General features: G+C 72.6%; 21 protein-coding genes and 2 pseudogenes. 6 read left to right on the top strand and 17 right to left on the bottom strand.

What is annotated here, in order from left to right; genetic code table 11:
- Window positions 1–52 precede the first annotated feature (52 nt).
- Window positions 53–1,474, top strand: coding sequence for a lipase maturation factor family protein (locus ACIHEJ_RS01505; protein ID WP_400131220.1), 1,422 nt, complete (start codon window positions 53–55; stop codon window positions 1,472–1,474).
- Between the two features lie 278 nt (window positions 1,475–1,752).
- On the opposite strand, the pseudogene ACIHEJ_RS01510 reads toward ACIHEJ_RS01505, so the two are convergent.
- The 8 genes and pseudogenes from ACIHEJ_RS01510 to ACIHEJ_RS01545 form a co-directional block, all read right to left on the bottom strand.
- Window positions 1,753–2,121 (bottom strand): annotated as a pseudogene (locus ACIHEJ_RS01510) (fuconate dehydratase); the annotation flags it as partial.
- Window positions 2,122–2,157: 36 nt separating this feature from the next.
- Window positions 2,158–2,934 (bottom strand): annotated as a pseudogene (locus tag ACIHEJ_RS01515) (ABC transporter permease); the annotation flags it as partial.
- A 60-nt stretch (window positions 2,935–2,994) separates the two neighbouring features.
- Entirely contained in the window at window positions 2,995–6,015 is a 3,021-nt protein-coding gene (locus ACIHEJ_RS01520) for an alpha-mannosidase (protein WP_400131221.1), read from the bottom strand.
- A 40-nt stretch (window positions 6,016–6,055) separates the two neighbouring features.
- The gene (locus ACIHEJ_RS01525; RefSeq protein ID WP_400131222.1) at window positions 6,056–8,065 is read right to left on the bottom strand and encodes an endo-beta-N-acetylglucosaminidase; all 2,010 of its coding nucleotides are present in this window, start codon (window positions 8,063–8,065) and stop codon (window positions 6,056–6,058) included.
- Complete coding sequence (locus ACIHEJ_RS01530; RefSeq protein ID WP_400131223.1) at window positions 8,062–9,318, bottom strand: glycosyl hydrolase; 1,257 nt, start codon at window positions 9,316–9,318, stop codon at window positions 8,062–8,064. Before ACIHEJ_RS01530 ends, ACIHEJ_RS01525 begins: the two co-directional genes overlap by 4 nt.
- 36 nt (window positions 9,319–9,354) lie before the next feature.
- The gene (locus ACIHEJ_RS01535) at window positions 9,355–10,260 is read right to left on the bottom strand and encodes a carbohydrate ABC transporter permease (RefSeq protein ID WP_400131224.1); all 906 of its coding nucleotides are present in this window, start codon (window positions 10,258–10,260) and stop codon (window positions 9,355–9,357) included.
- Complete coding sequence (locus tag ACIHEJ_RS01540; protein ID WP_400131225.1) at window positions 10,257–11,144, bottom strand: carbohydrate ABC transporter permease; 888 nt, start codon at window positions 11,142–11,144, stop codon at window positions 10,257–10,259. Before ACIHEJ_RS01540 ends, ACIHEJ_RS01535 begins: the two co-directional genes overlap by 4 nt.
- 6 nt (window positions 11,145–11,150) lie before the next feature.
- Window positions 11,151–12,440, bottom strand: coding sequence for an ABC transporter substrate-binding protein (locus tag ACIHEJ_RS01545; RefSeq protein ID WP_400131226.1), 1,290 nt, complete (start codon window positions 12,438–12,440; stop codon window positions 11,151–11,153).
- Between the two features lie 255 nt (window positions 12,441–12,695).
- Here ACIHEJ_RS01545 and ACIHEJ_RS01550 point away from each other — a divergent pair, with 255 nt between their 5' ends.
- Window positions 12,696–13,757, top strand: a complete 1,062-nt coding sequence (locus tag ACIHEJ_RS01550) for a LacI family DNA-binding transcriptional regulator (protein WP_400131227.1) — start codon at window positions 12,696–12,698, stop codon at window positions 13,755–13,757.
- A 45-nt stretch (window positions 13,758–13,802) separates the two neighbouring features.
- Here ACIHEJ_RS01550 and tsaA read toward each other — a convergent pair whose 3' ends face one another.
- The 6 genes from tsaA to ACIHEJ_RS01580 form a co-directional block, all read right to left on the bottom strand.
- Window positions 13,803–14,207 (bottom strand): tRNA (N6-threonylcarbamoyladenosine(37)-N6)-methyltransferase TrmO, encoded by a 405-nt coding sequence (gene tsaA / locus ACIHEJ_RS01555; protein ID WP_400131228.1) that lies wholly within the window; start codon window positions 14,205–14,207, stop codon window positions 13,803–13,805.
- 372 nt (window positions 14,208–14,579) lie between these two features.
- The gene (locus ACIHEJ_RS01560) at window positions 14,580–15,131 is read right to left on the bottom strand and encodes a carboxymuconolactone decarboxylase family protein (RefSeq protein WP_400131229.1); all 552 of its coding nucleotides are present in this window, start codon (window positions 15,129–15,131) and stop codon (window positions 14,580–14,582) included.
- 71 nt (window positions 15,132–15,202) lie between these two features.
- On the bottom strand, window positions 15,203–16,144 hold the full coding sequence (locus ACIHEJ_RS01565) for an RNA polymerase sigma-70 factor (protein ID WP_400131230.1): 942 nt from the start codon (window positions 16,142–16,144) through the stop codon (window positions 15,203–15,205).
- Entirely contained in the window at window positions 16,141–17,079 is a 939-nt protein-coding gene (locus tag ACIHEJ_RS01570; RefSeq protein WP_400131231.1) for an NAD-dependent epimerase/dehydratase family protein, read from the bottom strand. Before ACIHEJ_RS01570 ends, ACIHEJ_RS01565 begins: the two co-directional genes overlap by 4 nt.
- A gap of 159 nt (window positions 17,080–17,238) precedes the next feature.
- A complete protein-coding gene (locus ACIHEJ_RS01575) occupies window positions 17,239–18,123 on the bottom strand; it encodes a menaquinone biosynthetic enzyme MqnA/MqnD family protein (RefSeq protein ID WP_400131232.1) in 885 nt (294 codons plus the stop codon).
- A gap of 107 nt (window positions 18,124–18,230) precedes the next feature.
- Window positions 18,231–18,665 (bottom strand): ester cyclase, encoded by a 435-nt coding sequence (locus ACIHEJ_RS01580; RefSeq protein WP_400131233.1) that lies wholly within the window; start codon window positions 18,663–18,665, stop codon window positions 18,231–18,233.
- An 88-nt stretch (window positions 18,666–18,753) separates the two neighbouring features.
- Here ACIHEJ_RS01580 and ACIHEJ_RS01585 point away from each other — a divergent pair, with 88 nt between their 5' ends.
- Window positions 18,754–19,254: a hypothetical protein gene (locus ACIHEJ_RS01585; RefSeq protein WP_400131234.1), complete on the top strand. Its 501-nt coding sequence runs from the start codon at window positions 18,754–18,756 to the stop codon at window positions 19,252–19,254.
- A 41-nt stretch (window positions 19,255–19,295) separates the two neighbouring features.
- Window positions 19,296–20,648 carry an amidase gene (locus tag ACIHEJ_RS01590; RefSeq protein WP_400131235.1) on the top strand — a complete coding sequence of 451 codons (1,353 nt, stop codon included), beginning with the start codon at window positions 19,296–19,298 and terminating at the stop codon, window positions 20,646–20,648.
- On the opposite strand, the gene ACIHEJ_RS01595 is transcribed toward ACIHEJ_RS01590, so the two are convergent.
- Both ACIHEJ_RS01595 and ACIHEJ_RS01600 read right to left on the bottom strand, forming a co-directional pair.
- Window positions 20,645–21,130: a GNAT family N-acetyltransferase gene (locus ACIHEJ_RS01595; protein ID WP_400131236.1), complete on the bottom strand. Its 486-nt coding sequence runs from the start codon at window positions 21,128–21,130 to the stop codon at window positions 20,645–20,647. The genes ACIHEJ_RS01590 and ACIHEJ_RS01595 overlap by 4 nt on opposite strands.
- Window positions 21,131–21,191: 61 nt before the next feature.
- Window positions 21,192–21,365, bottom strand: coding sequence for a hypothetical protein (locus tag ACIHEJ_RS01600; protein WP_400131237.1), 174 nt, complete (start codon window positions 21,363–21,365; stop codon window positions 21,192–21,194).
- A gap of 495 nt (window positions 21,366–21,860) precedes the next feature.
- On the opposite strand from ACIHEJ_RS01600, the gene ACIHEJ_RS01605 reads away from it, so the two are divergent.
- Window positions 21,861–22,268 (top strand): hypothetical protein, encoded by a 408-nt coding sequence (locus ACIHEJ_RS01605; protein ID WP_400131238.1) that lies wholly within the window; start codon window positions 21,861–21,863, stop codon window positions 22,266–22,268.
- A 59-nt stretch (window positions 22,269–22,327) separates the two neighbouring features.
- On the top strand, window positions 22,328–23,194 hold the full coding sequence (locus tag ACIHEJ_RS01610) for an SDR family oxidoreductase (protein WP_400131239.1): 867 nt from the start codon (window positions 22,328–22,330) through the stop codon (window positions 23,192–23,194).
- Between the two features lie 90 nt (window positions 23,195–23,284).
- On the opposite strand, the gene ACIHEJ_RS01615 is transcribed toward ACIHEJ_RS01610, so the two are convergent.
- Window positions 23,285–24,796 carry an SDR family NAD(P)-dependent oxidoreductase gene (locus tag ACIHEJ_RS01615; protein ID WP_400131240.1) on the bottom strand — a complete coding sequence of 504 codons (1,512 nt, stop codon included), beginning with the start codon at window positions 24,794–24,796 and terminating at the stop codon, window positions 23,285–23,287.
- Window positions 24,797–25,013: the final 217 nt, after the last annotated feature.

Below are 25,013 nucleotides of genomic sequence, written 5' to 3' on the forward strand. Positions count from 1 at the left end.
GCTGGGGGACGCTTGTCACGGGTGGCCACGATGAAGGCAGGAGCGCGAGACCGTGGACTGGTTCACCGCATCGGAGTACTGGCTGAGCCGACTGGTCTTCCAGCGGGCCCTGGCCGCCGTGTACCTGGTCGCGTTCCTGACGGCGGCCCTGCAGTTCCGGGCCCTGCTGGGCGAGCGCGGCATGCTGCCGATCCCCCGCTTCGTGGCGCGGGTGTCGTTCCGACGGGCCCCGAGCCTGTTCCAGCTGCACTACTCCGACCGCTTCTTCGCGGGCTGTTCGTGGGCGGGCTGCGCGGTCTCTGCGGCCCTGCTCGCCGGGGCGGACGCCTACGTTCCGCTGTGGGCCGCGATCCTGCTGTGGCTGATGCCGTGGGCGCTGTACCTGTCGATCGTCAACGTCGGCCAGACCTGGTACGCGTTCGGCTGGGAGTCGCTGCTGCTGGAGACGGGCTTCCTGGCCGCGTTCCTCGGCAACGACGAGGTCGCGCCGCCCGTCGTCGTGCTGTTCCTGCTGCGCTGGATCCTGTTCCGCGTGGAGTTCGGCGCCGGGCTGATCAAACTGCGCGGCGACGCCTGCTGGCGGAAGCTGACCTGTCTGTACTACCACCACGAGACCCAGCCGATGCCGGGCCCGCTGAGCTGGTTCTTCCACCGTCTGCCGCAGCCGTTGCACCGGGTGGAGGTGGCCGCCAACCACGTCACCCAGCTGGTCGTGCCGGTGCTCCTGTTCACCCCGCAGCCGATCGCGTCGGCCGCCGCCGCCCTGATGATCGTCACCCAGCTGTGGCTGGTGCTCTCCGGGAACTTCTCCTGGCTGAACTGGATCACCATCGTGCTGGCCCTGTCCGCGCTGTGGCTGCCGACGACGGCGCCGAAGGTGCCGTCGGCGCCGCTGTGGTACGAGGTCCTGGTGCTCGCGGTCGCCGCGCTGCTGGTCTTCCTCAGCTACCACCCGGTGGTGAACATGGTCTCCCGCCGCCAGGTCATGAACCGCTCCTTCGACCCCCTGCACCTGGTGAACACCTACGGCGCCTTCGGCAGTGTCAGCCGGGTCCGCTACGAGGTGGTGGTCGAGGGCACGCTGGACGAGGTGCCGCGGGAGGACTCCGACTGGCGGGAGTACGAGTTCAAGGGCAAGCCCGGCGACCCGAGGCACTGGCCGCGCCAGTTCGCGCCCTACCATCTGCGGCTCGACTGGCTGATGTGGTTCGCCGCGCTGTCCCCGGCCTACGCGGGCGACTGGTTCGGCGGTCTGGTGGAGCGCCTGCTGGAGAACGACCGGGACACGCTGCGCCTGCTGCGCCGCTCCCCGTTCCCGCCGGACACCCCGCCCCGCCACGTCCGGGCCCGCCTCTTCCGCTACCGCTACTCCAGCTGGCGGAAGCTGCGGGAGACGGGCGCCTGCTGGGAGCGCACCTATGTGCGCGAGTATCTGCCGCCCACCCGGCTGGCGAGCGCGGTTCAGAGGTCGTAGACGCGCCGCGCGGTCCGCTCGTACACGGCCGCCCGCTCCTCGGGGCCGAGGCGGGCGGTCAGCTGCCGCGCCGTGTCCAGGACCTGTCCGCCGGGCTCCGCGGGCGGCGAGGAGGTCGGCGGTGGCCCGGCCGATACCGGAGGCGCCCCCGGTGACCAGGGCCTTCAGACCCGCGAAGTCGTCCATGCGGCCGGTCCCTTCTGGGTGTCGGGGTCGGCGGCCCAGTAGGTGCCGCCGGGGAAGGCGTACCGCGCGAGTGGCTCCGGGCGCAGGGCGGCGGCGTTGACGACAGCCCCGATGGCCATGTGCATCACGCCCTTCTCGGGGCCGAGCCAGCGCAGCTGGCTGTCGGCGATGAGGTCCCGGAAGAGCGAGCCGGGGTCGGCGCACAGCTCCTGGACCGGCCGGCCGAGCACATGGGCCCGCAGCGCGTCGATCGCGGCGACCTGGACGTCGTTGCCCCGCCCGATGGTGAAGACGAATCCGTGCCCCTCGTGCCCGTCACCGGCGTCGGTGCGCAGCACGACGTAGGCCGCCGAGTAGTCGGGGTCCGGGTTCATCGCGTCGGAGCCGTCCAGCTCGCGCGAGGTGGGGAAACGGATGTCGTGGGTGTCGACCGCGATGACGCGGGCGGGGGCCTGGGACACTGAAGTCCTCTCGTTCGTCGGGTGCCTGAGGGGACGTCAGTCCTGGGCACGGCCTGTCGTCACACGGGCGATCACGAGGGCGACGAGGATGATCCCGCCGTAGATGGCCTGGATCCAGAACGACGGCACCTGGGCGAGGGTGAGCAGGTTCTGTACGACGCCCAGGAGGAGGACGCCGGTGAGCGCGCCGAACATGGTGCCCTTGCCGCCGTCCAGGCCGATGCCGCCGATCACCGCCGGCGCGAACACCGTGAAGATCATGTTCTGGCCCTGGTTGGCGCTGATCGCCCCGACGTACCCGGACTGCAGCGGTCCGCCGGCCGAGGCGAGCACACCCGCGATCACGTACACGCCGAGCGTGACCCGGTCGACGCGGATCCCCGCGGCGCGGGCCGCGTCCGCGTCGCCGCCGATGGCGTACAGGGCGCGGCCGGTGCGGTGGTACTTCAGTAGGAACCCGGTGACCGCGAAGGCGCCGGCGGCCAGCCACACGGACAGCGGGACGTTCAGGAACGTGGTGGTGGCCAGGGAGTAGAAGCTGTCGGGCATGCCGGACAGCGTCTTGCCCTTGGTGGCGCCGACCAGCAGGCCGGGCAGCACGATGAGCATGGCGAGGGTGACGATGAACGCGTTGTGCCGGAACTTCGCGACGAGGACGCCGTTGAAGGCGCCGACGCCCGCGCCGGCCAGGGGAATCGCCAGGAGGGCGAGCCCCGCCGGGAGGCCGGTGCCCCAGCCGGACTGGCTCGGGGGCGGCACCAGCAGGGCGCCGACGGCCGGGGCGATGCCGACCACCGACTCCAGCGACAGGTCGGCGGACACCGGCCCCACCGCCCCTGAACGGCGGGCGGCGGAGCCGGTGTCCGGCAGGTGTCAGGCGCGCCGCAGGCGGAGCGTCATCAGTTCGAACGGCCGCAGCCGTACGGTGATCCGGTCACCGTCGCGCACCGGCGGCTCCCCGTCGCCGGCCGGCCGCTCCAGCAGGTCCGTCACGGTGACGTCCGCGACCTCGAAGCCCGCCGTGAGGGTGGCCCGGGCCCGGCCGCCGTGGGCCTCGTGGAAGCGGACCACCACGTCGCCGCTGCCGTCGTCGGCCAGCTTCACCGCCGTGACCACCACCGCGTCGTCGTCCACGGCGATCAGCGGGGCGACCTCGTGGGCGCCGGTCAGCCGCCGCTCGGGCAGGTTGATCCGCCAGCCCTCACGGACCGCGTCACCGATCGATGCGCCGGGGACCAGGGCGTGCCGGAAGCGGTGGACGCCCTGGTCGGTCTCCGGGTCGGGGAAGCGCGGGGCGCGCAGCAGGGAGACCCGGACCGTGGTGGTCGTACCGCGGTCACCGGCGCCGCGGACCGTGCGCGTGACGTCGTGGCCGTACGTCGAGTCGTTGACGACGGCGACGCCCCAGCCGGGCTCCTCCAGGTGGACGAAGCGGTGGTTGCACGCCTCGAACTTGGCCGCCTCCCAGGAGGTGTTGGTGTGCGTGGGCCGGTGGACGTGCCCGAACTGCGTCTCCGCCGCGTACCGCTCGGCGTGCAGGTCGAGCGGGAACGCCAGCTTCAGGAACTTCTCCGTCTCGTGCCAGTCCACCTCGGTGTCGATCTCCAGCCGCCGCTCCCCCGGCGGCAGCGACAGCACCTGGGTGACCCGGGACGCGCCGAAGGCACGGACGATCCGTACGGAGGCGCCGTCCTCGCCGGCCCGCACCGACTCCGCGTCCGTGAGGTCGGTGACCGTGTTGCGGTAGAAGGAGTCGACGTCCCAGGCGTCCCACATGTTCGGGAAGTCCGGGTGGAGCTGGAGCAGGTTCGCCGCCGTGCCGGGAGCGACGGTCTCGCGGCCGGCGGCGAGGTCGTACGCCGAGACGACCAGGCCCCGGTCGTCGACCTCGATCCGGAGCAGGCCGTTGTCCAGCGTGAGTCCGCCGCCGTCGCGCGGGCCGAGCGAGGTGCCGCCCGCCGCACCCGGGCTGCCGGCACCGCCCGCGGCGACCCGGGCCCTGTCGTGCGGCGCGGAGTTGAACACCAGGTCGGTGCCGCCCTCACCGGCCAGGGCGCGCTGGGCGGCGTGGATGATGCCGTTCAGCTCCCCGGCGACCCGTTCGTACGTCGCCCGGGCCTCCCGGTGCACCCAGGCGATGGACGAGCCCGGCAGGATGTCGTGGAACTGGTGCAGCAGGACCGTCTTCCAGATGCGGTCCAACTCCTCGTACGGATAGGGGAAACCGGTGCGCACGGCCGCGGTGGCCGCCCACAGCTCGGCCTCGCGCAGGAGGTGCTCGCTGCGCCGGTTGCCCTGCTTGGTCCTCGCCTGGCTGGTGAGGGTGGCGCGGTGCAGTTCGAGGTAGAGCTCGCCGACCCAGACGGGCGGCTCGGGGTACTCGGCCTCGGCCTTCTCGAAGAAGACGCGCGGGGTCTCCCAGGTGACGGTGGCCGAGCCCTCCAGGTCGCGCAGCCGGGCCGCCTTGGCGACCATCTCGCGTGTCGTGCCGCCGCCCCCGTCGCCCCATCCGGTGGGCGCGAGGGAATGCCGGGCGCGGCCCTTGTCCCGGAAGTTCCGGGCCGCGTGGGCGATCTCGCTGCCCTTCATCGAGCAGTTGTAGGTGTCGACGGGCGGGAAGTGCGTGAAGATCCGGGTGCCGTCGATGCCCTCCCACCAGAAGGTGTGGTGCGGGAACTTGTTCGTCTGCGACCAGGAGATCTTCTGTGTCAGCAGCCACTTCGAGCCGGCCGCCCGGATGATCTGCGGGAGGCCCGCGGCGAAGCCGAAGGTGTCGGGCAGCCAGGCCTCCTCGTTCTCGACGCCGAACTCGTCGAGGAAGAACCGCTTGCCGTGCACGAACTGGCGGGCCATCGCCTCCGAGCCGGGCATGTTGGTGTCCGACTCCACCCACATCCCGCCGGCCGGCACGAACCGCCCCTCCGCCACCGCCTTCTTCACCCGTGCCCACACCTCGGGCCGGTGCTCCTTCACCCACGCCCACTGCTGCGCCTGGGACATGGCGAACACGAAGTCGGGCTCGTCCTCGATGAGCGCGGTCATGTTGGAGGTCGTACGGGCCACCTTGCGGACCGTCTCGCGCAGCGGCCACAGCCACGCCGAGTCGATGTGCGCGTGCCCGACGGCGCTGATGCGGTGGGCGGACGGCACGGCGGGCGCGGCGAGCACCTGCGTCAGCCGGGCGCGCGCCCGGTCCGCGGTGCCGTTCACGTCCTGCAGGTCGACGGCGTCCAGGGCCCGCTCGAGGGCGCGCAGGATGTCGTGCCGGCGGGCGGAGTCCACCGGCAGCTCGGCCATCAGCTCGCCGAGCACCTCCAGGTCGAGGACCAGCTGCCACACGGTCTCGTCGAAGACGGCGAGGTCCATGCGGGTGAGCGTGTACTGGGGGTCGTGCCCGGCGGTGTCCTGGTCGCCGAGCGGAGTGGGCCGGAAGGGGTGGTAGTCGAGGATGACCGGATTGGAGGCCGCCTCGATGTGCAGGCGGACCTGTTCACCGCCCGCGACGGGCGCGCCGATGCGGACCCACTGGTTGCGCGGGTTCAGGCCCTTCACCGGGGTGCCGTCGGGCCGGTAGACCAGGCCCTCGCACTGGAAGCCGGGCATGTTCTCGTCGAAGCCCAGGTCGAGCAGGGCCTCGACGGTCCTCCCGGCCCACGCCTCGGGCACGGTCCCGGTCACCCGGAACCAGCTGGTGCCCCACGGAGCACCCCAGCGGGCGCCCACCTCGATCGGCTCGGGCTCGGCGGCGAGCCCCTCGGCGACGGGTACCGGTTCGCCGGGCGCGTGCCACACGGCGACCTGGAGCGGCACGGACGCCGGGTACACGGCGGGACGGATGCGTTCGTCGAGGACGCGCCTGAGGCGGGCTTCCACCAGCGTGCGGTCGTCATGCATGCGGGGTGCTCCCTGCTGGGTTCCGGGGGATCGCGGTTGATCACCAGGGGTGGGTGACGGAAACGGGGGGCGAGGTGTTGTACAGCTCCCCCACGGTGCGCAGTTCGAACCGTGCGGCCGTCTCCCCCGGGGCGGGCTGCAGGCCGGCGGCGAACCAGGCGCGCTGGCAGGTGCCGCCCAGGAAGCGGCGGGTGCCGTCGGGCAGGAGACGGTGGAGTTCGTAGTGGCGGACGGGGCCGGGGGCGGCGTTCCAGGCGAAGCGGAGGTCGCCTCCGGAGGCGGCGGTGATCCGCAGGCCAGAGGGGGCGGCGGGGCCCGCGGCGGTGTCGTGGACGGCGAGGCCCCCCAGCCGCCAGCGCACGAGGCCGCCGTCGGGCGCGGTGAGCCGGACGCCGAGGGCGTGGACGGTGCCGGACAGCCCGGTGAGCCGTACGGTCGACGTCTGCCAGGTGTTGATCGTGTTCACCGGCAGATACGTGTACGGCGGTGTCGACCCGGCGCTGCCCGGCTCGGCGATGGCGACGGCGAGCTCGACGTCCACGCCCCCACTCTCCGCCCGGTGCGTCAGCTCGACAACCGTCTCGACGCCGACCGGCAGCCGTGTCGCGTACAGGTCCAGGATCGCCGGTTCGTCGAGTTCACCCTCGACCAGCACGCTGCTGCCGCCCCGCCAGGCGTCCGCGAAGTCGAAGGAGACGGCCGGCCGCTGTCCCGCCGTGTGCACCGCCCACCGCCGGGACGGCAGCCGGTCCTGGAGTCCGAGATGGTTCCAGGGCTCCTCCGCCGTGGCGACCCCGTCCTCGTACCACCGCAGCCCGTGGCCGGTGTTGAACACGCTCGCGAACGGCGTCGCGGACACCGTCGACCGGTCGGCCACCGACACCGCCGGCGCCCGCCAGGGGTCGGTGGCGTCCGGCCGGGACGGGTCCAGCGACCGTCCGGTCCAGAACCGGTCGTCGGCCGCGTGGAAGTCCTCCGGGGCGCGCCGGTCGGCGGGCAGGTGGTTGCGGGTCCACTCGGGCCGGTAGAAGCCGATCGAGGTGATGTGCGGTTCGGTCGCCGGCACGAGGGCGTCCCAGTCCACGGAGGTGCCGGAGCCGTTCGACTCGACGTCCACTCCGGCCCACAGTTCGTACCTGCTGCGGCCGAGTTGCTGCGCCTTGGTGCCGGAGGAGGCGAGGGTGCCCGCGCTCCACCGGAAGTCCACGAACATGTCGTCCGCGGCCTGGAAGAACGCCTGGTTCTGGCTGTCCAGGGCGCCCTGCCAGCTGACGGTGCCGTTCACGGTCATCGCGTCGTACCAGGTCACCCGCTGTCCCCGGGCCGCCGCCAGCGTCTTCAGCTCCTTGACGAAGCCGAGCATCGCCTGCCCGAGGGCGGTGTTCCCGCCGCCCGTCTCGGCGTTCACGAACCAGCCGTCGAAGCCGTACGCCGCCGCGACCGCGACCAGTTGCGCGGCGAGCGGGTAGTGCCCGGCTGCGTCCTTCTGCACCAGGTCCCGGGTCCACCGCAGCTGTCCGCCGTACGCCACCGGCGGCAGGAAGACGTTCCCGAGGACCGGCACGCCGTGCCGGTGCGCCGCGTCGACGACGGGCGCGTTCGGCGCGAGGATCAGGCCCTCGCCGGCCGAGCCGCCCCAGAAGACCAGCTCGTCGAGGTACGCCCAGTGGGTCAGGGCGTAGAAGTCGGCGGCGGCCGAGCCCTGGGACGGGTTGGACGAGGTGGGGCCGAAGGAGACCAGGGCCTGGACCCGGGCCTGGCCCGAGCGGGCCGTGGGGTTCGCCGGGGTCGGGGTGAAGCGGGCGGCGAGCGGCACGGACGCGGCGTTGCAGGCGAGGTCGGGGTCGGCGGCGGCGCGCCAGGTCTTCAGGCTGCGCCAGGTGATGCCGGGGCCGGGACTGCCGGCGGGCAGCGAGTCCGGGTACCAGTACGAGGCGTACGGCGGGGTCGCCGCACCGGCGCGCGGGGCCGCGCCGGCGATTCCGGGGAGGGCGGCGGTCAGGCCGGCCGCGCCGGCGGCGATCAGGACGGTGCGTCTGGTGGGGTTCACGAGCGGGTGCCTCCTTGTGGGGTGGGGAGTACCTGGTCGGGAGTGACGACTTCGGTGATGCCGCGTGCGGCGAGGTGGTTTTGGTCGTCGGCGCGCGTGTCCAGCACGGTGGTGGGGCGGGCGCCGTCGGCGACGAGCCGGAAGAACGCGTCGAACACCGGCCCGCCGGGGGCGCACAGGGAGCGCCGGGCCGGGTCCGCGGGGACGACGAGGGCGGCCGCGCGCACGGCGGGCGGATCGTGCCGCGACCGGGCCGCCTCGGCCAGCACGCGCGCGATGTCCTTGGGCTTGCGGTCGTGGGTGAACAGGCCGAGCCCGTACTCGAGTTCGGGGAAGTCGGCGAGGTCGCGGGAGACGTCGTGGGAGCACCACCAGGTGATGCCCCACAGGTCCGGGCAGTCCCGTACGGCCGCGACGGTGGCGTCGGCGAAGGCGGCGGCGTGCTCGGCGGGCACCAGGGGCGCGGGGGCGCCGACCTCCTGCAGCCACACCGGCCGGTGCGGTTCCTCGGCCCAGGCCTTGCTCAGCTCGACCAGCCAGGCCGCGTGGTGCTCGGCCGGGACGGAGGTACGGCCGTGCCGCTGGGCGGTGCCGTTGAACACCCAGGAGTGCACGGCGGTGAGGTCACCGAGCCGGGCGGAGTGGGCGGGGGTGAAGGGCTGGTCGTCCTGGTACCAGGCGGCGTCGTAGGAGGCGTGCAGATGGAGCCGGCCCGGGGCGCCCTCGGCGCAGGCGGTGAGCATCCGGCGCAGCCAGCGTTCGGCCTCCTCGGCCGTGATCCGGTCGGGGTCGGGGTGGGGGCCGGCGGCGAACTGGTTGACCTCGTTGCCGACGGTCATGCCGGTGAAGTGGGGGTGCCCGGCGAGGGCGGCGGCGAGGGTGCGCAGGTAGGCGGCCTGGCCGTCGATCACCTCCGGATCGGTGAAGAGGTTGCGCCGGTGCCAGGTGCGGGTCCAGGCGGGCAGGAAGTCGAAGCTGCTCAGGTGGCCCTGGAGGCCGTCCACGTTGACGTCGAGACCGCGCTCGCCGGCCGCGTCGGCGAGCGCGACGAGCTGCTCCACGGCGCGCGGCCGGATGAGGGTGCGGTTGGGCTGGAAGTAGGGCCACAGCGGGAAGACGCGGACGTGGTCGAGGCCGAGGGCGGCGATCGAGTCGAGGTCGGCGCGCACGGAGTCGAGGTCGAAGTCGAGCCAGTGGTGGAACCACCCCTGGCTCGGGGTGTAGTTGACGCCGAAGCGCACGGCAGGGGGCATGCGGGGGTCCTCGCTCCTTGCGGACGGGGGCACGGGTCAGCCCTTGACGGCGCCCTCGCCGACCCCGCGGAAGAAGTACCGCTGGAGGCAGGCGAACAGGGCGATGAGCGGGGCCACGGCGATCACGGTGCCGGCGGCGACGAGCCGTTCGTCGTCGGCGAAGGTGCCGTGCAGGTAGTTCAGGCCGATGGTCAGGGTGAACTTGGACGGGTCGCTGAGCACGATGAGCGGCCACAGGAAGTCGTCCCAGGCGCCCATGAAGGCGAAGATCGCGACGACGGCCACCGTCCCCCGCACCGAGGGCAGGGCGATGCGCAGGAACCGCTGCCAGACGTTCGCGCCGTCGACGTAGGCCGCCTCCTCGATCTGGTACGGCAGATTGCGGAAGGCGTTGCGCATCAGCAGCACGTTCATCGCACCGATCGCTCCGGGCAGGACGACCCCGACGAGCGTGTTGTTCAAACCGAGTTCGCGCATGGTGGTGAACTGGGCGATGACGATGCCCTCGACGGGCACGAGCATCGCCAGCACGAACACCAGCGTGGTCACGCGCCGGCCGCGGTAGCGCAGCCGGGCCAGGGCGTAGCCGGCGAGGGCCGAGCCGACGCAGTTGGTGACGACGTTGGCGGCGGCGACCTTCAGCGAGTTCAGGGCGTAGTCCCAGACCGGGATGGTGTCGGCGACGCGGCTGTAGTTGTGCAGGGTGGGGTGGGCGGGCAGGAAGCTCGGCGGTGAGCTGTAGATGTCCTCGGTGGGGCCCTTGAGCGAGGTGGACAGCTGCCACAGGAACGGGCCGACGGTCAGCGCGAGGACGCCGAGGAGCAGCAGGTAGCGCCAGATCAGTTCGCCGACGCGGATCCGGCGGCCGTGTTCGTCGGTGACGCGCGGCTCCCGCTGCGCGGTGGCGGGCGGCTCGGGCCGTACCTTCTCCAGGACGCTCATGACTCGTCCCTGCGGTCGGCGCGCAGCACGAGCAGCATCAGCACGACGGTGACGGCGAACACCACGACGGAGAGCGCGGAGGCGTAGCCGACCCGGCCGGTGAGGCCGGTGCCGGTGCGCTGGACGAGCATGACGAGGGTGGTGTCCTCGCCGGCCGGGCCGCCGCTCGGGCCGGCCATCAGGTAGACCTCGGAGAACACCTTGAAGGCGGCGACCGAGGAGAGCGCGGCGACCAGCACCATGGTGGAGCGCACGGCGGGCACGGTGACCGACAGGAAGCGGCGCACCGGTCCCGCGCCGTCCACGGCGGCGGCCTCGTGCAGTTCGCGGGGCACGTTCGCCAGCGCCGCCAGGTAGATGATCATGTAGTAGCCGAGGCCCTTCCACACCGTGACGGCCATCGCGCTCAGCAGGAGCAGCCACGGGTCGCTGAGGAACCCGATCCGGCCGATCCCGACCGTCTCCAACAGGGACTCGACCAGGCCGCGTTCGTCCAGCAGCCACACCCAGATCAGCCCGACCACGACGATCGAGGCGACGACCGGGGTGTAGAAGGCGGAGCGGAAGAAGGTGATGCCGGGGATGTTCTTCTGCACCAGCAGCGCGAGCAGCAGCGGCAGGACGACCAGTGCGGGTACGACACCGAGGATGTACAGGGTGCTGTTGCGCAGGCCGGTCCAGAACATGTCGTCGTGGAGCAGCTCGCGGAAGTTGGCGAGGCCGACGAAGCGGCCCGGGACCAGGGTGCGGCGGTCGGTGAGGGAGTTCACCAGGGTGGAGACGAACGGGTAGAGCACGAAGACGCCGGTGACGAGCAGCCCGGGTGCGGCGAACAGCCAGGGACCGAAGGGGAGCTGGCGCCTGATGCGCAGGGGCGTGGCCATGGCTCGTCAGCCCTGCTGGAGGAGGCGGTCGGCGGCGTCGACAGCGTTGTCGAGGGCCTGCTCGGGGCTCTCCTTGCCCTGGAGCGCCTTGGCCACCTCGTTGCGCAGCGCGGTCTTCATCTGGTCGCTGAACAGCACGGGTGTGTAATTGACGGCTGTCTTCAGGGACTTGGCGGCGGCGATGCGCACCCGGGTCTCGTCGGTGCCGTCCTCCTCGGTGAAGTACGGGTCGTCCAGGGAGCCGGCGGTGCTCGGGAAGATGGCGACCTTCTTGGCGAAGGACATCTGGTTCCGCGCGTCGGTGACGAAGTGGGCGAAGGCGACGGCGGCCGGGGTGTGCCGGGTGCGGGAGTTGACCATCACGCCCATGACGTACATGTTGACGTGCCCGGTGCTGGTGATCTGGTCGGTGATACCGATGTCCTTGTAGAGGCCGGGCGCGTTCTTCTTGAAGTTGCCGAGGTCGAGGGCGCTGCCGGGGTTCATGGCGACGGCACCGGTGAGGAACTTCTTGCCGGAGGACTCGGGGGTGGCGGTCAGCGCCTGCGGGTCGAGCGCCTTGGCGTCGTACAACTCCTTGTACTTGGTCAGAAGTTGGACTCCCCTGGCGTCGTTGAAGGCGAACGCGGTGCCCTGCCGGTTCATCAGCGGGACGCCGTAGCGGCCGAAGTCCTCGATAGTGGGCACGTTGGCGAGCGTGGCGACCTTGCCGTCGCTCCTCTTCGCCATCTGCAGGGCGTCGGCGAAGAGGTCGTCGTAGGTCCTGGGCGGCTTGTTCGGGTCGAGTCCGGCCTTCCGGAAGAGGGCCTTGTCGTAGAAGAGGGGGCCGGTGTTCAGGTACCAGGGGAAGGCGTACGTGCCCTTCAGGCCCGGTACCTGATGGCCGGCCCAGGCGCCGGGCAGGTACTCGGACCGGTACTTCGCGGCCGCCTTGTCCAGGTCCATGGCGAGCCCCGCCTTGGCGAGCGGGGCGACCAGGTCCGGGGAGACGTTGACGACGTCGGGCAGGGTGCCGCCGCCCGCGTCGGCGCTGAGCTTGTCGGGGTAGCCCTCGGCGGGCTGGTCGACCCACTTCACATGGGTGCCGGGGTACTTCTTCTCGAAGTCGGCGATCAGGCCTTCGAAGTACGCCTTGAAATGGGCGCGCAGGTTCCAGGTCTGGAAGGTGATGTCCCCCTCGACCTTGCCGGAGGCGTCGGTCGAACCGGCGCCGTCGTCACCGCCCGAACCGCAGGCGCTCAGCGGCAGGACGAGGGCGACGGCAGCGGCGGTGAGGGCTCTGCGGGAGATGCGCACGGCGGCTGGACTCCTTTGCAGCAAGGGTCGGCTTTGCGGTGGGGGTCGGCTGGAGGTGCCGGGGCAGACCTTGCACGCCGATTCCGACAGGAGTCAATGGATTCGACCCAGCTAAAGTCATTAGTGGCCTGAACTCCCTGGTCAGCCGGGTGTGTTGAGACTATTGCCGTCGATCGCTAATGCGCTTTAGGGTAAGTGCACTCAAGCGCATTAGCAGATGGCGTGAACCGTCCCCGGGCGAAAGGGAGCACCGCGTTGCCGGAGAAGCGATCACCTGCCCGCCGGCCCACGATGAAGGACATCGCGCGGCGGGCCGGCGTCTCCGAGAGCGCCGTCTCCTTCGCGCTCAACGGCCGGCCGGGCGTCTCGGAGGTCACGCGTGCCCGGGTGCACCGGGTCGCCGAGCAGCTCGGCTGGCGGCCCAGCACGGCCGCCCGCGCGCTGTCCGGCGAGGGCGCGGCCACCGTCGGCTTCGTCCTCGCCCGGCCCGCGCACACCCTGGGCGTCGACTCGTTCTTCCTCCAGCTGGTCTCCGGCATCCAGGAGGTGCTCGCCGAGCGCCATCTGGGCCTGCTGTTCCAGGTGGCGGAGGACGTGGCCGAGGAGTGCGCGGTGTACCGGCGATGGTGGGCGGAGCACCGGGTGGACGGTGTGCTGGTGGCCGACCCGCGCGCCGCCGACCCGCGGCCCGGCCTGCTGGACGAGCTGGGCCTGCCGGCGGTCGTGATCGGCGGCGCTCCGGATGTCCGCCATCCCGGTCTGTCGACGGTCTGGGCGGACGACGCGGGCGCGATGGCCTCCGTGGTGGACGAGCTGACGGCGCTCGGTCATCGCCGGATCGTGCACATCGCCGGCCTGCCCGACCTGGCCCACACCCAGCGCCGTGTCGCCACCCTGCGCGCGGAGGCGGACCGGCGCGGTCTCGGCGAGGTCCGCTCGGTCACCACCGACTACTCCGACGCCCAGGGCGCCGCGGTCACCCGCCGTGTCCTCGGCGACCGTCCCGCCCCGACGGCGCTGATCTACGACAACGACGTGATGGCCGTGGCCGGTGTCGCCGCCGCCCTCGAACGCGGCTTCCGGGTCCCGCGGGACGTGTCGGTGGTCTCCTGGGAGGACTCGGCCCTGTGCCGCATGGTCACCCCTCGGCTGTCGGCGCTGTCCCGGGACAGCGTGGAATTCGGCCGGACGGCGGCACGGGAGCTGCTGGCCCTGCTGGACGGGGACGCGGCCCGCTCGGTGGGGGTGCCGGTGCCGCGGCTGACGGGACGGGGCAGCACGGGCCCGGTGGCCGCGAGGCGCGGGGAGGACGGGTAGCCCGGGAGTCCGCGACGGCTCATGGGTTCTCCCCGTGCACGGCTGTCAACACCCCTCTGCGAGGAGCGGTTTGACGTCCAGGATCGGGGTCGCGTCGAGAGCTTCGAGGTTGCGGACGTGCACGCGCGTGTCCGCGATCGCGAGGATGCGGACGGCGTGCAGGCCGATCGGGTTGGGCCGGTCGGGAGCGCGGGTGGCGAACACGCCCGCGCGTGGCCGGGTGGCGTCGCCGCGCGGGTGCACGGTGAGCGTGTCGCGGTCGGCGCGGTCGAGCCAGGTGAGCAGGACCACGTCGGTGCCCGGGTTCAGGCCTTCCAGAGCGGGGGCGTACCGGTCGTCGAAGACGAGCCAGGCGTCGGGGGCTCCCTCGTCGGGCTGCCGGGGTGCCGCCGCCCGATCGGTCAGCGTCGACTCGACGCGCCCGATCGGGCGCAACGTGTACGCGGTCAAGAGCTACGGGTCCTTTCCTGAGCCGGCCCGGCCTCGCGGACGCGAGGCCGGGCCGGTGGCCGTCAGGGCTTTGGCGCGTCACGCCCTCCAGGACGCCGGATCATAGCCGTCGCGGCCATCCGCATCGCGGACGCCGGCGCCCTGTGCCGCCTCAGGTCACACACCCGTCCGGCTCGGCTCCGCTGCAAGCCGTCGTCCCGCGCGAAGCGCAGGCACCGGTCCGCACGGCGGCGGACCGCGGCAGGTCCGTCGGCGCTGACCCCGCGTCCCCGGAACGCCCCGTGGACGCGATCGGACGCGTTCGGAGGCGCACCGGTCGACCGGCTCGGGCGCGCGGCGGACGGTGCTCGGCCGCTCGGGGGCCGCGCAGGACTACGGTCGCGTGGCCAGCGGAATCTCGCAGGCATCGGAGAAGCCCTGCGACGTGACCCCGTTCGCGTTGTTGTTCCTGGTCGCCATGTTGACGAAGGCGATGTACGCGGTGAGCTCGACCATCGCCGCCGGGCCGAGCCGGTCGAGCAGACCGGCGTACAGCTCGTCGGTGACGGTGGGCGGCGTGTTCGTCATGGCCTCGGCGTACTCGAGGACGTCCCGCTCCAGCGGGGTGAACACCTCCGACTCCCGCCAGCGCGGCACCTGGCTCGCCTTGGCGAGGTCCAGGTTCTCGTTCTGCGCCTGGAAGTAGCCGACGTCGAGGCACCAGCTGCAGCCGACCTGCGCCGCGACGGCCATGTGTGCGAACGACTTGAGACTCGCGTCGGCCGCATCCCACGTACTCACCTTGCCGCCGAACTCCAGGTTGGACGTGGCGACCCCGGGGCTGTGCCACGCCGCCTCGACGGGCTCGGGCACGGCACCGAGCTGTTTGATCATGGTTTCGGCGAGTTCGGCGGGAAGCTCCGCCTTCGGAACGCGCAAGGTCATGCTGTCCTCCTGTAGAAGTGTTCGTCCGTCATGAAGACACCGCGGGAACCGCGGATGTGACGACCGCCGTGTCAGGCGCCGACCGGCCGCTCCGTGGCTCGGCGTGTCCCGCCCGCCTCGCGGAGAATCGCCCAGGCGTCCGCGACCGGGCCCATGTGCCGGAGCTTGTCGGGGTTGATGACGACACGGACGGCCTGGATCCGGCCGTCGAGGACGTCCAGCGCCCAGGCGCCGAGGATCTCGCCGTTCCGCGCCCGGAGGATCGCGCCGGGCTGACCGTTGACCTCGTGCAGCTCCACGACGCCGCCGACCCCGGTGAACAACGGGGCGAAGACGGCGATCCGGCGGGCCACCTCGTCGATACCGAAGGCGCCTTCCCTGCCCCACAGCGGGGCCTTGCCGCCGCCGTCGCCGACCATGTGCACGTCGGCGGCGAGCACTTCCCGCAGCGCGTCGACGTCTCCCTCGCGGAAGGCGTCGAAGAACCGCTCGGCGAGTTCCTCGCGCTCGCGCCGGTCGGCCTCGAACCGCGGCCGGCCCGCGTCCATGTGGCGGCGCGCCCGCACGGTGAGCTGTCGGCACGCCGCCTCCGACCTGCCCACGGCCGACGCGATCTCCGGGAAGCCGAAGGCGAACACCTCCCGCAGCACGAAGACCGCTCGCTCCAGCGGGGTGAGCCGCTCGAGCAGCAGCAGCGCCGCCATCGACAGCGAGTCGGCCAGCTCCGCCGAGCGCTCGGGGTCCTCGTAGGGGTCTTCGAGCAGCGGCTCGGGGAACCACGGCCCGACGTACTCCTCCCGCCGCACCCGGGCCGACCGCAACACGTCGATGGAGACCCGGGTGACCACGGCCGACAGGAACGACTTGGCGGAGGCGGGCTGCGTCGGGGAGGCCTGGTAGCGCAGCCAGGTCTCCTGGACCGCGTCCTCGGCCTCGCTCACGCTGCCCAGGATCCGGTAGGCGATCGAGAACAGCAGTGGCCGCAGCTCCTCGAACTCCTCGGTCCGCGTCATGCCAGCTCCTCCTTGAAGCCCTGCCGCCACGACGGGTAGCGCAGTTCCCAGCCGAGTTCGCGCTTGGCTTTGGCGTTGGAGAAGCCGCGCCCCTCGGTCATCATGAGCACCGCCACCTCACCGGCGAACAGCTTCGCCAGCCATACGGGAACCCGCATCGGCTTCTTCGCGCCCGCGCACGCGGCCAGATAGGGCAGCCAGTCGTTGGCCGGGGCCGGCTCGTCGTCGACGATGTTGAAGATGCCTCGCGCCTTCTGCTCCACCGCCAGGACGGTCGCGCTCGCCGCGTCGTCGAGGTGCACCCACGAGCTGTAGCCCGTAGCCCGCCCGACCAGCGGGAACTGACGCTTGCGGATCAGATCCACCTGGTCGTCGGTGGCACCCGGCCCGTAGAACCCGCCGTAGCGCAGGGCCGCCCCACCGGCCTCGAGGACCATCTCCTCGACGTGGCGGACCGCCGCCATTCCCGGCGCGGCGGACGTCCCCAGCATCGGGTCCGTCGGGTCCTCCTCGGTCTTCACCCAGCCGCCTTCCCGGATGCCGTTGCCGTTGGCGTAGCTCTGGGCGACGACATGGGACACGCCGGTCGCTTCGGCGGCGGCCAGCAGGTGATCCGTCCCCTCGGTCCGCAGCCGGTTGGTGGTGGCGAACCAGCGGTCCATGTGCTTGAGGTCGGGCTTGCCGGCGTGCGCCGGGGAGATCGCGGTCATCTGGTGCACGATCACGTCCGGCCGGGCGTGGGCCACCGCCTCGCCGACAGAAGCAGCGTCCAGGCCGTCCATGACGACCCCTTCCGCGCCCAGCCGCTGCAGCAGACCCAGCTTGGCCGCACTCGTCGTCGTCGCGGTCACCTGGTGCCCGCGGGCCACGAGCTGCGGAACCAGCCGCCGCCCCAGCACCCCGGTTCCGCCTGCCACGAAAACCCGCATGACCATCACCTTCCGCTTCGGATGCGTATCTCTGCACCCGAGACGAGACAGCCCCGCAGCCTGTGACATCGGCGGCGAACACCGCGGGCACCGCCGGCGCGTCGCCGGGAGGAAACACCGGCTCCCGGACCTGAAGAGGCCCGGAATCGGCCTGCCGCGGTCACCTCATCGCACGTCGTCGCCCACCCCGGCGAACCACTCGCCCGACACCGGAGCCGGGACACCGTGGCCGGTACGGCGGGCGAATTCCGTGAGCCCGGCCACTTGGCGCGGCCCGAACGAGTAGTCCAGCGCGCTGCCGAAGTAGCGTTCCAGCGTGGGCGCGTCGTACGGCTCCCAGCGGGCGGTGCGCGCGGCGAGCTCGGCGTTCTCGGCGCGGGCGAGGTCGCGGGCGGCCAGCAGACCGCGGTGCGCCGCCGTGACGGCGTCCGGCCGGCGCCGGGCCCACTCGCGGCGCACCGCCCAGACCGCGAAGACGAACGGCAGACCGGTCCACTCGCGCCACAGCCCGGCGAGGTCGTACACCCGCGGCCCGCAGGGCGTCCGGTCCCGGGACACCACGGCGTCCAGCGCCGCGTCCCCGAACAGCACCGCGGCGTCCGCGCCGTGGAGGGCGGAGACCGGGTCCCGGGAGCCGGGCACGTACCGTGAGACCACGCCGTACCGCTCCTCCAGCAGCAGCCGCGCCAGCCGCCGGGAGGTGGGTCCGGCGGGAGCCAACGCGACGTCGGCGCCGTGCAGTTCGTCCATGCCGACGTTGCTGACCAGCACGGACGACATCATCGGCCCGTCGCTTCCGGAGGCGATGCCGGGCAGTGCGAGGAGTTCTTCACTGTGCCGCAGGTAGGTGACGGCGGGCACCGCCGCGATGTCGAGATCGCCCGCGAGCAGCCGCCGGGCGAGACGGTCCGGGGTGTCCGCGACCAGGTCGACGTCCAGGAGCGCCGTGGTGCGGGCGAGCCCCCAGTACAGCGGCACGCAGTCGAGAAACCCGGTGTGCCCCAGACGCGGGCGGCGCCGCTCACGGTCGGCGTCGTGTGCGATCTCCACGGCGGAATGCTACGACGGGGACGTGGAGCTTGCGGTGGGTTTGCGGACAGGCCCGCGCCCGTCGCCCGAGAGCCGGATGCCCCCGCCGCAGCCGCCCGCGGGCCTCGTCAGGACGGGAGGGCGCCGAGCTGACGCAGCTGCGTGAGGACGTCGACGACGCCCCGGATCTCGGCGATCCGCCCGTCGGCGAAGCGGAAGACGAAGATCTCGTCGTAGGTGACGGTCTTCCCGGTGGGCGGCAGGCCCCGGTACTCGCCCCGGTGGGTCCCGGTCACCGTGTTCCTGGAGACGATCTTGTCGCCCTCCGTGATCGTCTCCTCGACGGTGACGCGAAGGTCGGGGAACGCGCGCAGGAGCACCTCCCACACCCGCTTCAGGGCCTCCGCCCCCGTCGCGCCCATCGGCACCGGCGCGTGGAAGAGCACGTCCGGTGCGACGAATTCGTCGATGGCCTTCGCGATGATCCCCGGGTCGCCGCTGTTCACGGCGGAGTGGAAGCGGTGGAGCGTCGCGGTGCTGCTCGTTGCCCCGGCTGCCGACATGCTGTCTTACCTCCACGTGCTGGACGATGTCTCACCAGTAGGACGACACAGCCGCCGGGAATGTGACGCGGCCCCGGTCCTCGCCGGGGTGTCTCCCCGTACGGTGCCGGCCGTCGGCACGCCGGACGGCGGGGGAGCGCGAGGAAGTGCCGGACACGGCACCCAGGTCGTACGGCTCCCCGCACACCCCGAGCCGGGCGTCCTCACCTTCACCCACCAGGTGCCGCGGCACCGCCTGCTGGACGCGCCGGCCGGACGCCTGCGCTCCCTCGGCCGGCTCGGCTGCGCGGACGGCCCGTTCACCGGCCGATTCCTCGTCAGCACCCCCGACGCACGTGTCCACGCGCTCCGGGTCCAGGCCGACGGCCCCTGGACCGCCGGGACGTCGCCGCTCGCCGCGGCCCCGCCCGTCACCGCGGAGGAACACAGGCCCGCCTCCGACGTGCTCCACCCTGCCCGGACCCTGTGTGATCCGCGCCCGCGCGGACGGACCCTGGTCCATCAGCGTGCGGCCGCTTGGGGGCACATCGGTGCCGCCGCCCCCTCGACGTACCGCTTGCGGCCAGGCACAGTTCTCCCTGCGCCGTGATGCGTACCAGCGAGTAGCCGACGACTGACCGAGGAGGGCCCGTGGCCGACTGGGCCGGGCGGAGTGCCGCCGAGATCGCCGCCGCCGTGCGGGAGAAGCGGGTGACACCGCGGGAGGTGGTGGCCGAGCACCTCGCGCGGATCGAGCGGCTCGACGGGCGGATCGGGGCGTTCCGCACGGTGCGGGCGCAGGCGGCGCTCGCCGAGGCGGACGAGCTGTCCGCCCGCTCCGATCTGGCCCGGCTTCCGCTCGCGGGCGTCCCGTTGGCCGTGAAGGACAACCTGGCGGTGCGCGGTGAGTCGCACCGGGACGGCTCCGCCGCCACCCCCGACACCCCGGCCGCCGAGGACCATGTCACGGTGGCCCGGCTGCGGGCGGCCGGCGCGGTGGTCGTGGGCCTGACGAACGTGCCCGAACTGTGCGTCTTCGGCACCACGGAGGGCGTGTACGGCACCGCGCGCAATCCCTGGGACACCACACGCACGGCGGGCGGTTCGTCCGGCGGCAGCGCGGCCGCGGTCGCCGCGGGGCTGGTGCCGGTCGCGCTCGGCAACGACGGGATGGGCTCGCTGCGCATCCCGGCCGCGAACTGCGGGCTGGTCACGCTGAAGCCGGGGCACGGGGTGGTGCCGGCCGGGATCGGCAACGGTGACTGGTTCGGCATGGCGGAGAACGGTCCGCTGGCCACGACGGTCGAGGACCTGCGGCTGACGCTCGGCGTCCTCGCGGACACGGGATTCGCCCGGGCGCGGGAGCCGGAGCGCCGACGGATCGCCGTCGCGCTGCGCAGCCCGCTCGCCGGGGTCGCCGTGAGCAGGCCGTACACGGCCGCGGTACGGCAGGCGGCCGGGCTGCTGGCCGGGGCCGGGCACCGGGTCCGGCGCGCCGAGCCGCCGTATCCGCTCTCCCTGGGCGTGACCGCGCTCCAGCACTGGACGGCCGGTACGGCGGTGGACGCCGAGGGCCTCGATCCGGCGCTGCTGGCCCGGCGCACCCGGGTGCACGCGAGCGTGGGCCGCCGTTTCGTGCACGCGGTCCGCACCGGCGACGGGCGTGAGCGCCTGCGCGCCCGGCTGACCCCCTTCTTCACCGAGCACGACGTCCTGCTGACCCCGGCCCTCGCCCGCCGCTCCCCCACGGCGGCTCCGTGGCACCGGCGCGGCTGGCTGCGGAACATCCTGGCCAACACCGCCTACTCGCCCTTCACCCCGCCCTGGAACCTGACGGGCTGGCCGGCGATGTCGGTGCCCTTCGGCGCCCTGCCCTCGGGCGCACCCTGCGCGGTGCAGCTCGTGGGCCGCCCGGGCACGGAGGCGGCCCTGCTGGACCTGGCGGAGGAACTCCAGGAGCTGCGCCCGTGGCGGCGGACGGCGGAGGGCTCGCTGCCCGCCTAGTCCAGGGCCTTGTACATGATGTGCAGCCCCACCCGGCCGTGCCGCGGGTGTGCGTACGCCTCCGGGACCGTGCCCAGGATCGTGAAGCCGAGGGAGGTCCACAGGCCGACCGCGGGGTTGGTCTCCACCACGGCGTTGAAGACCATCGCGCGGTAGCCCTGGGCCTTCGCCTCGGCGAGGAGGTGGGTGGCGAGGGCGCGGCCTGCACCGCGGCCGGCGTGGTCCGGGTCGACCATGAAGCCCGCGTTCGCCACGCCGGAGGCGGGGCCGCCGTAGTTGGGGGTGAGGTAGGCGGAGCCCACGACCGTGCCGGTGGGGTCCTCGGCGACGTAGACACGCTTGGCCGGGCTCATCCACAGCTCGCGGGCCGCCTCCTGAGAGGTGTCGGGGTCCCATGCGTAGGTCTCGGCGGCGGCGACGATCCGGTGCCAGAAGGGCCAGATCCGCGGCCAGTCCGCGGCCACGGCTTCTCTGATCAGCATGGGCGCGAGTCTGTCATGTCACGCCCATGCCTGCGGCGATCGCGACGGTGCGGGCCCCGGGTCAGTCCACGCTCGGGAGGATGTGCGGCTCGGCGAGGTCTTCTTCGTATCCCGCGAGGCGGATCGGGGCGGACCGGGCCCACACGTCCAGGCTGCCCAGTTCTCCGGGCCTGCGGCCCACGCGCTCCGTGTGTTCCTCGGGGCGCTTTTCGCGTTTCGTCTTCTCCGGTGTCACCGCGCACTCCTTATGTGTCGGGTCACCCTCGGGCATACCGGACAGCCTGCGCTTCGCTGCTCGGCGCCCGCTCGGGTCTGGGTGGAAGGCCAGTTCGGGCGCGGTGGCGCCGGTTTTCTCGTGTCGGAGCAGACCGGTGTCCGCCGGCTCGCCCCGGGACGGACCGTGGGTGTGGGTGGGACCCCGTACTGCTGTCCGTCCCCTCCAGATTAACCAAATGAGCGGGCATCCGCTCGATAGGGAGTGCAAACAAGGTGTAACTATCGCGTTTCGCGCATCCGTCAATACGCCTCGATATGCCGTTATTTACCTCAAGGCGCATCACTCACGCGAGAGGCGGAATCACCCACTCGGCCTATATCCGCGTACACACCTTCGAGCATGGTTCGGCTCCGGCGGCCAGGCGTGGTGCAGTTCAGGTGCCGTTGGCCGGGGCGCAAGCTGGCCATGATCTGCTGGCGTGCGGGAACGGCTGTCTCGCGGAAGGACTGACGCATGGAGCTGCGCAGCGTCGAGGAGCTGATGGATCTGCTGTACGCCGGCCGGCACCAGCGCGCGCTGCGGACCGCCGCGCTGCTGCGCCGTGGCCGCCCCGCCGACAAGGAGCTCCAGGTGGCGGGGCTGGTCCACGGCATCGGACCGGTGCTGTGCCCGGGCGACGACGAGGCGGTGCGGGCGCGCTGCGCGGCCGAGGCGGTGCGCGCCCTGCTCGGGGAGCGGGTGTTCCGGCTGGTGCGCGGTGACCGCGACCCCACGGCCCCCGCCGACGACGACGTGCTGCGGCTGCGCCAGGCGGACGAGGAGAGCCGCACGGCGGGCTTCGACGCGGGCGTGCTGGAGGACTGGCGCACGGTGCTGGAACTGGTGGCGGCCCGCAACTCCCGTCTCGGCGCGGTCGATTGACGCCCCGCTGCCGCCTCATGCCCCTGGTGGCCGACGGCCCGTCATGAGACGGTACGGCGATGACGTCGTCGGACGGGCTGAGCGGCAGGGTGGCCGTGGTCACCGGGGGGACGCGCGGGATCGGGCGCGCGGTCGCCGGGGCGCTGTCGGCGGCCGGGGCGCTGGTGTGCGTGACCGCGCGGGACCCGGCTCAGGTGCGGCGGACGGCCGCCGAGCTGGGCGGGATCGGGCTGGCCGGGAGCGTGGCCGACCCGGGGCATCCCGAGGCGGTGACGGCGCTGGTGCTGCGCGCGTTCGGGCGGCTGGACGTGCTCGTCAACAACGCGGCGACGAACCTGCCGTACGGGCCGCTGACGGACGCCGACCCGGACGCGTGGCGGGAGGCGTTCGCCGTCAACGTGCAGGCCCCGCTGCGGCTGGTGCAGTGCGCGTGGCGGGGCTGGATGCGCGAGCACGGCGGGGCCGTCGTCAACGTGTGCACCGAGGGCGCCGGGCACGTGGGGCCGCACGTGGGCGCCTACGGCACCACCAAGGCTGCACTGCTCCATCTCACCCGGCAGCTGGCGGGGGAACTGGCGCCCGGGGTACGGGTGAACTCCGTCTCGCCCGGTCTCGTCCGTACCGACATGGCGCGGTTCGTGTGGGAGGCGGGCGAGGAGGAGGTGGCGGCGGGACTGCCGCTCGGGCGGATCGGGGAGCCCGAGGACGTGGCGCGGGCCGTGGTGTGGCTGGTGTCGGACCAGGCCGAGTGGATCACCGGGGCGGATCTGCTGGTGGACGGCGGGACCCGGGTGCGGGCCGCCTCCGGCGCGGGGGCGTACGCCGTGCACGAACGGCTGCGCCGGGTGCCCGAGGTCCCTGCGGCGGCGCGCCGGCCCCGGAGGGCCGGCAGTCCCATGGGGTCTGCGGATGGATCACGACCATGAAGAACGCGTCGCCCGCGCACCGGGCACCCGGTACGGCCGCTTCACCCTGGGACGCGGGCGGCCGTACCGGCCAGGAGTTTCCCGGCGCGCTCACCACTTGCCGGGCGCGTAGTCCTTCATGAAGACGCCGTACAGGTCCTCGCCGGCCTCGCCGCGCACGATCGGGTCGTAGACGCGGGCGGCGCCGTCGACCAGGTCCAGGGGGGCGTGGAAGCCGGCCTCGGCGAGGCGCAGCTTGTCGTAGTGCGGACGCTCGTCGGTGATCCAGCCGGTGTCGACGGAGGTCATGAGGATGCCGTCCGTCTCGAACATCTCGTCGGCGCTGGTCCGCGTGACCATGTTCATGGCGGCCTTCGCGGCGTTGGTGTTCGGGTGTCCGGCGCCCTTGTAGCCGCGGCTGAAGACGCCCTCCATCGCGGAGACGTTGACGACGTACGCACGGCCGCTGGCGGCCTTCTTCGCGGCGTCCGCCATCGCCGGGCGCAGGGCGCTGATCAGGATGAACGGCGACGTGTAGTTGCACAGCTGGGTCTCGAGCAGCTCGACCGGCGAGATCTGGTCGATGGTCTGCACCCAGGTGTTGGTGTCGACGACGTCGGGAACGAGGCCGCCGGCGTCGATGGCGGTGCCCTCGACGTGCCGGGCGATGCTGGCGTTGCCCGCGACGAGGGCGAGGTCGGCGACCTTCTGCGCGTCCAGGCCGCTGGTGCCGACGGGCAGCGCGGCGATGCCGTCGACGGCGCCGGAGTTGAAGGCGCCGATCACGTGGTGCGCGGGGAGCTCACCGGCGGGCAGCGGGGCGCTCTCGCCCTCGACCAGGGCCGCGTAGGCGGAGGGCAGACGGCGCACGGTCTGCGTCGCGTTGTTGATCAGGATGTCGAGCGGGCCCGCCTCGGTGACCTGCTCGGCCAGGGCCACGGCCTGCGCCGGGTCGCGCAGGTCGATGCCGACGACCTCCAGGCGGTGGATCCAGTCCGCCGAGTCCTCCATCGCCTTGAACCGGCGGATGGCGTCCTTGGGGAAGCGGGTGGTGACGGTCGTGTGGGCGCCGTCGCGGATCAGGCGCAGCGCGATGTACATGCCGATCTTGGCCCGGCCGCCGGTGAGCAGGGCGCGCTTGCCGGTGAGGTCGGCCCGCGCGTCCCGCTTGGCGCGGTTCTCGGCGGCGCACTTCTGGCAGAGCTGGTGGTAGAAGTAGTCGACCTCGACATAGCGCTGCTTGCAGATGTAGCAGGAACGGGGGCGCTGGAGTATGCCCGCGATCCTGCCCTCCTCGATCTTGGAGGAGGGCAGGATGCCCTCGGTCTCGTCGTCGATGCGCTCGGCGGAGCCGGTGGCGGTGGCCTCGGTGACCGCCTTGTCGTGCGCGGTCTTGGCGGCCCGGCGCTCCTGGCGTCGGCGCTGCTTGACCGTGCGGTAGATGGCCGAGGTGGCCCGGCGGACCGTGATCGCGTCCGGGTGGTCGACCTCGAGGCTGTCCAGCTCCTCGAGCACGCTCAGGCAGACGGCCAGCCGCTCGGGGTCGATGCCCGGCCCGTAGACCACCTCGTCCGTGGTCATGGAGGCCATGGGGGCCATGGAGCCGTCCTCTGTCACCGTCATCGCGCTGCCGCTTCCCTGATCACCCGCGCAGCGCTCCGACTCGCGCCCGCTTTCGAACGCGGAATTCTACGGAGCGGACAGACCCCCCGCCAAACCCGTTCCGTCCGGGGATGCCCGCCGCCGGCTGCAGCCGGCCGGTGGCGTCGTCCGCGCGGGCGGCGCCGCGGGTACGGGCCTGCCGTCGGTGGGGGGCGGTTCGTGGGTCGCGCCGGGGGGT

The sequence above is a fragment of the Streptomyces sp. NPDC052301 genome (genome assembly GCF_044593395.1).
Lineage (GTDB): Bacteria > Actinomycetota > Actinomycetes > Streptomycetales > Streptomycetaceae > Streptomyces.

Coding starts and splice junctions, on each gene's coding strand:
- ACIHEJ_RS01520 (WP_400131221.1), bottom strand. CDS start 6,015: ATGCATGACGACCGCACGCTGGTGGAAGCCCGCCTCAGGCGCGTCCTC.
- ACIHEJ_RS01530 (WP_400131223.1), bottom strand. CDS start 9,318: ATGCCCCCTGCCGTGCGCTTCGGCGTCAACTACACCCCGAGCCAGGGG.
- ACIHEJ_RS01535 (WP_400131224.1), bottom strand. CDS start 10,260: ATGAGCGTCCTGGAGAAGGTACGGCCCGAGCCGCCCGCCACCGCGCAG.
- ACIHEJ_RS01540 (WP_400131225.1), bottom strand. CDS start 11,144: ATGGCCACGCCCCTGCGCATCAGGCGCCAGCTCCCCTTCGGTCCCTGG.
- ACIHEJ_RS01560 (WP_400131229.1), bottom strand. CDS start 15,131: ATGACCTTGCGCGTTCCGAAGGCGGAGCTTCCCGCCGAACTCGCCGAA.
- ACIHEJ_RS01565 (WP_400131230.1), bottom strand. CDS start 16,144: ATGACGCGGACCGAGGAGTTCGAGGAGCTGCGGCCACTGCTGTTCTCG.
- ACIHEJ_RS01570 (WP_400131231.1), bottom strand. CDS start 17,079: ATGGTCATGCGGGTTTTCGTGGCAGGCGGAACCGGGGTGCTGGGGCGG.
- ACIHEJ_RS01580 (WP_400131233.1), bottom strand. CDS start 18,665: ATGTCGGCAGCCGGGGCAACGAGCAGCACCGCGACGCTCCACCGCTTC.
- ACIHEJ_RS01595 (WP_400131236.1), bottom strand. CDS start 21,130: ATGCTGATCAGAGAAGCCGTGGCCGCGGACTGGCCGCGGATCTGGCCC.
- ACIHEJ_RS01605 (WP_400131238.1), top strand. CDS start 21,861: ATGGAGCTGCGCAGCGTCGAGGAGCTGATGGATCTGCTGTACGCCGGC.
- ACIHEJ_RS01610 (WP_400131239.1), top strand. CDS start 22,328: ATGACGTCGTCGGACGGGCTGAGCGGCAGGGTGGCCGTGGTCACCGGG.
- ACIHEJ_RS01615 (WP_400131240.1), bottom strand. CDS start 24,796: ATGACGGTGACAGAGGACGGCTCCATGGCCCCCATGGCCTCCATGACC.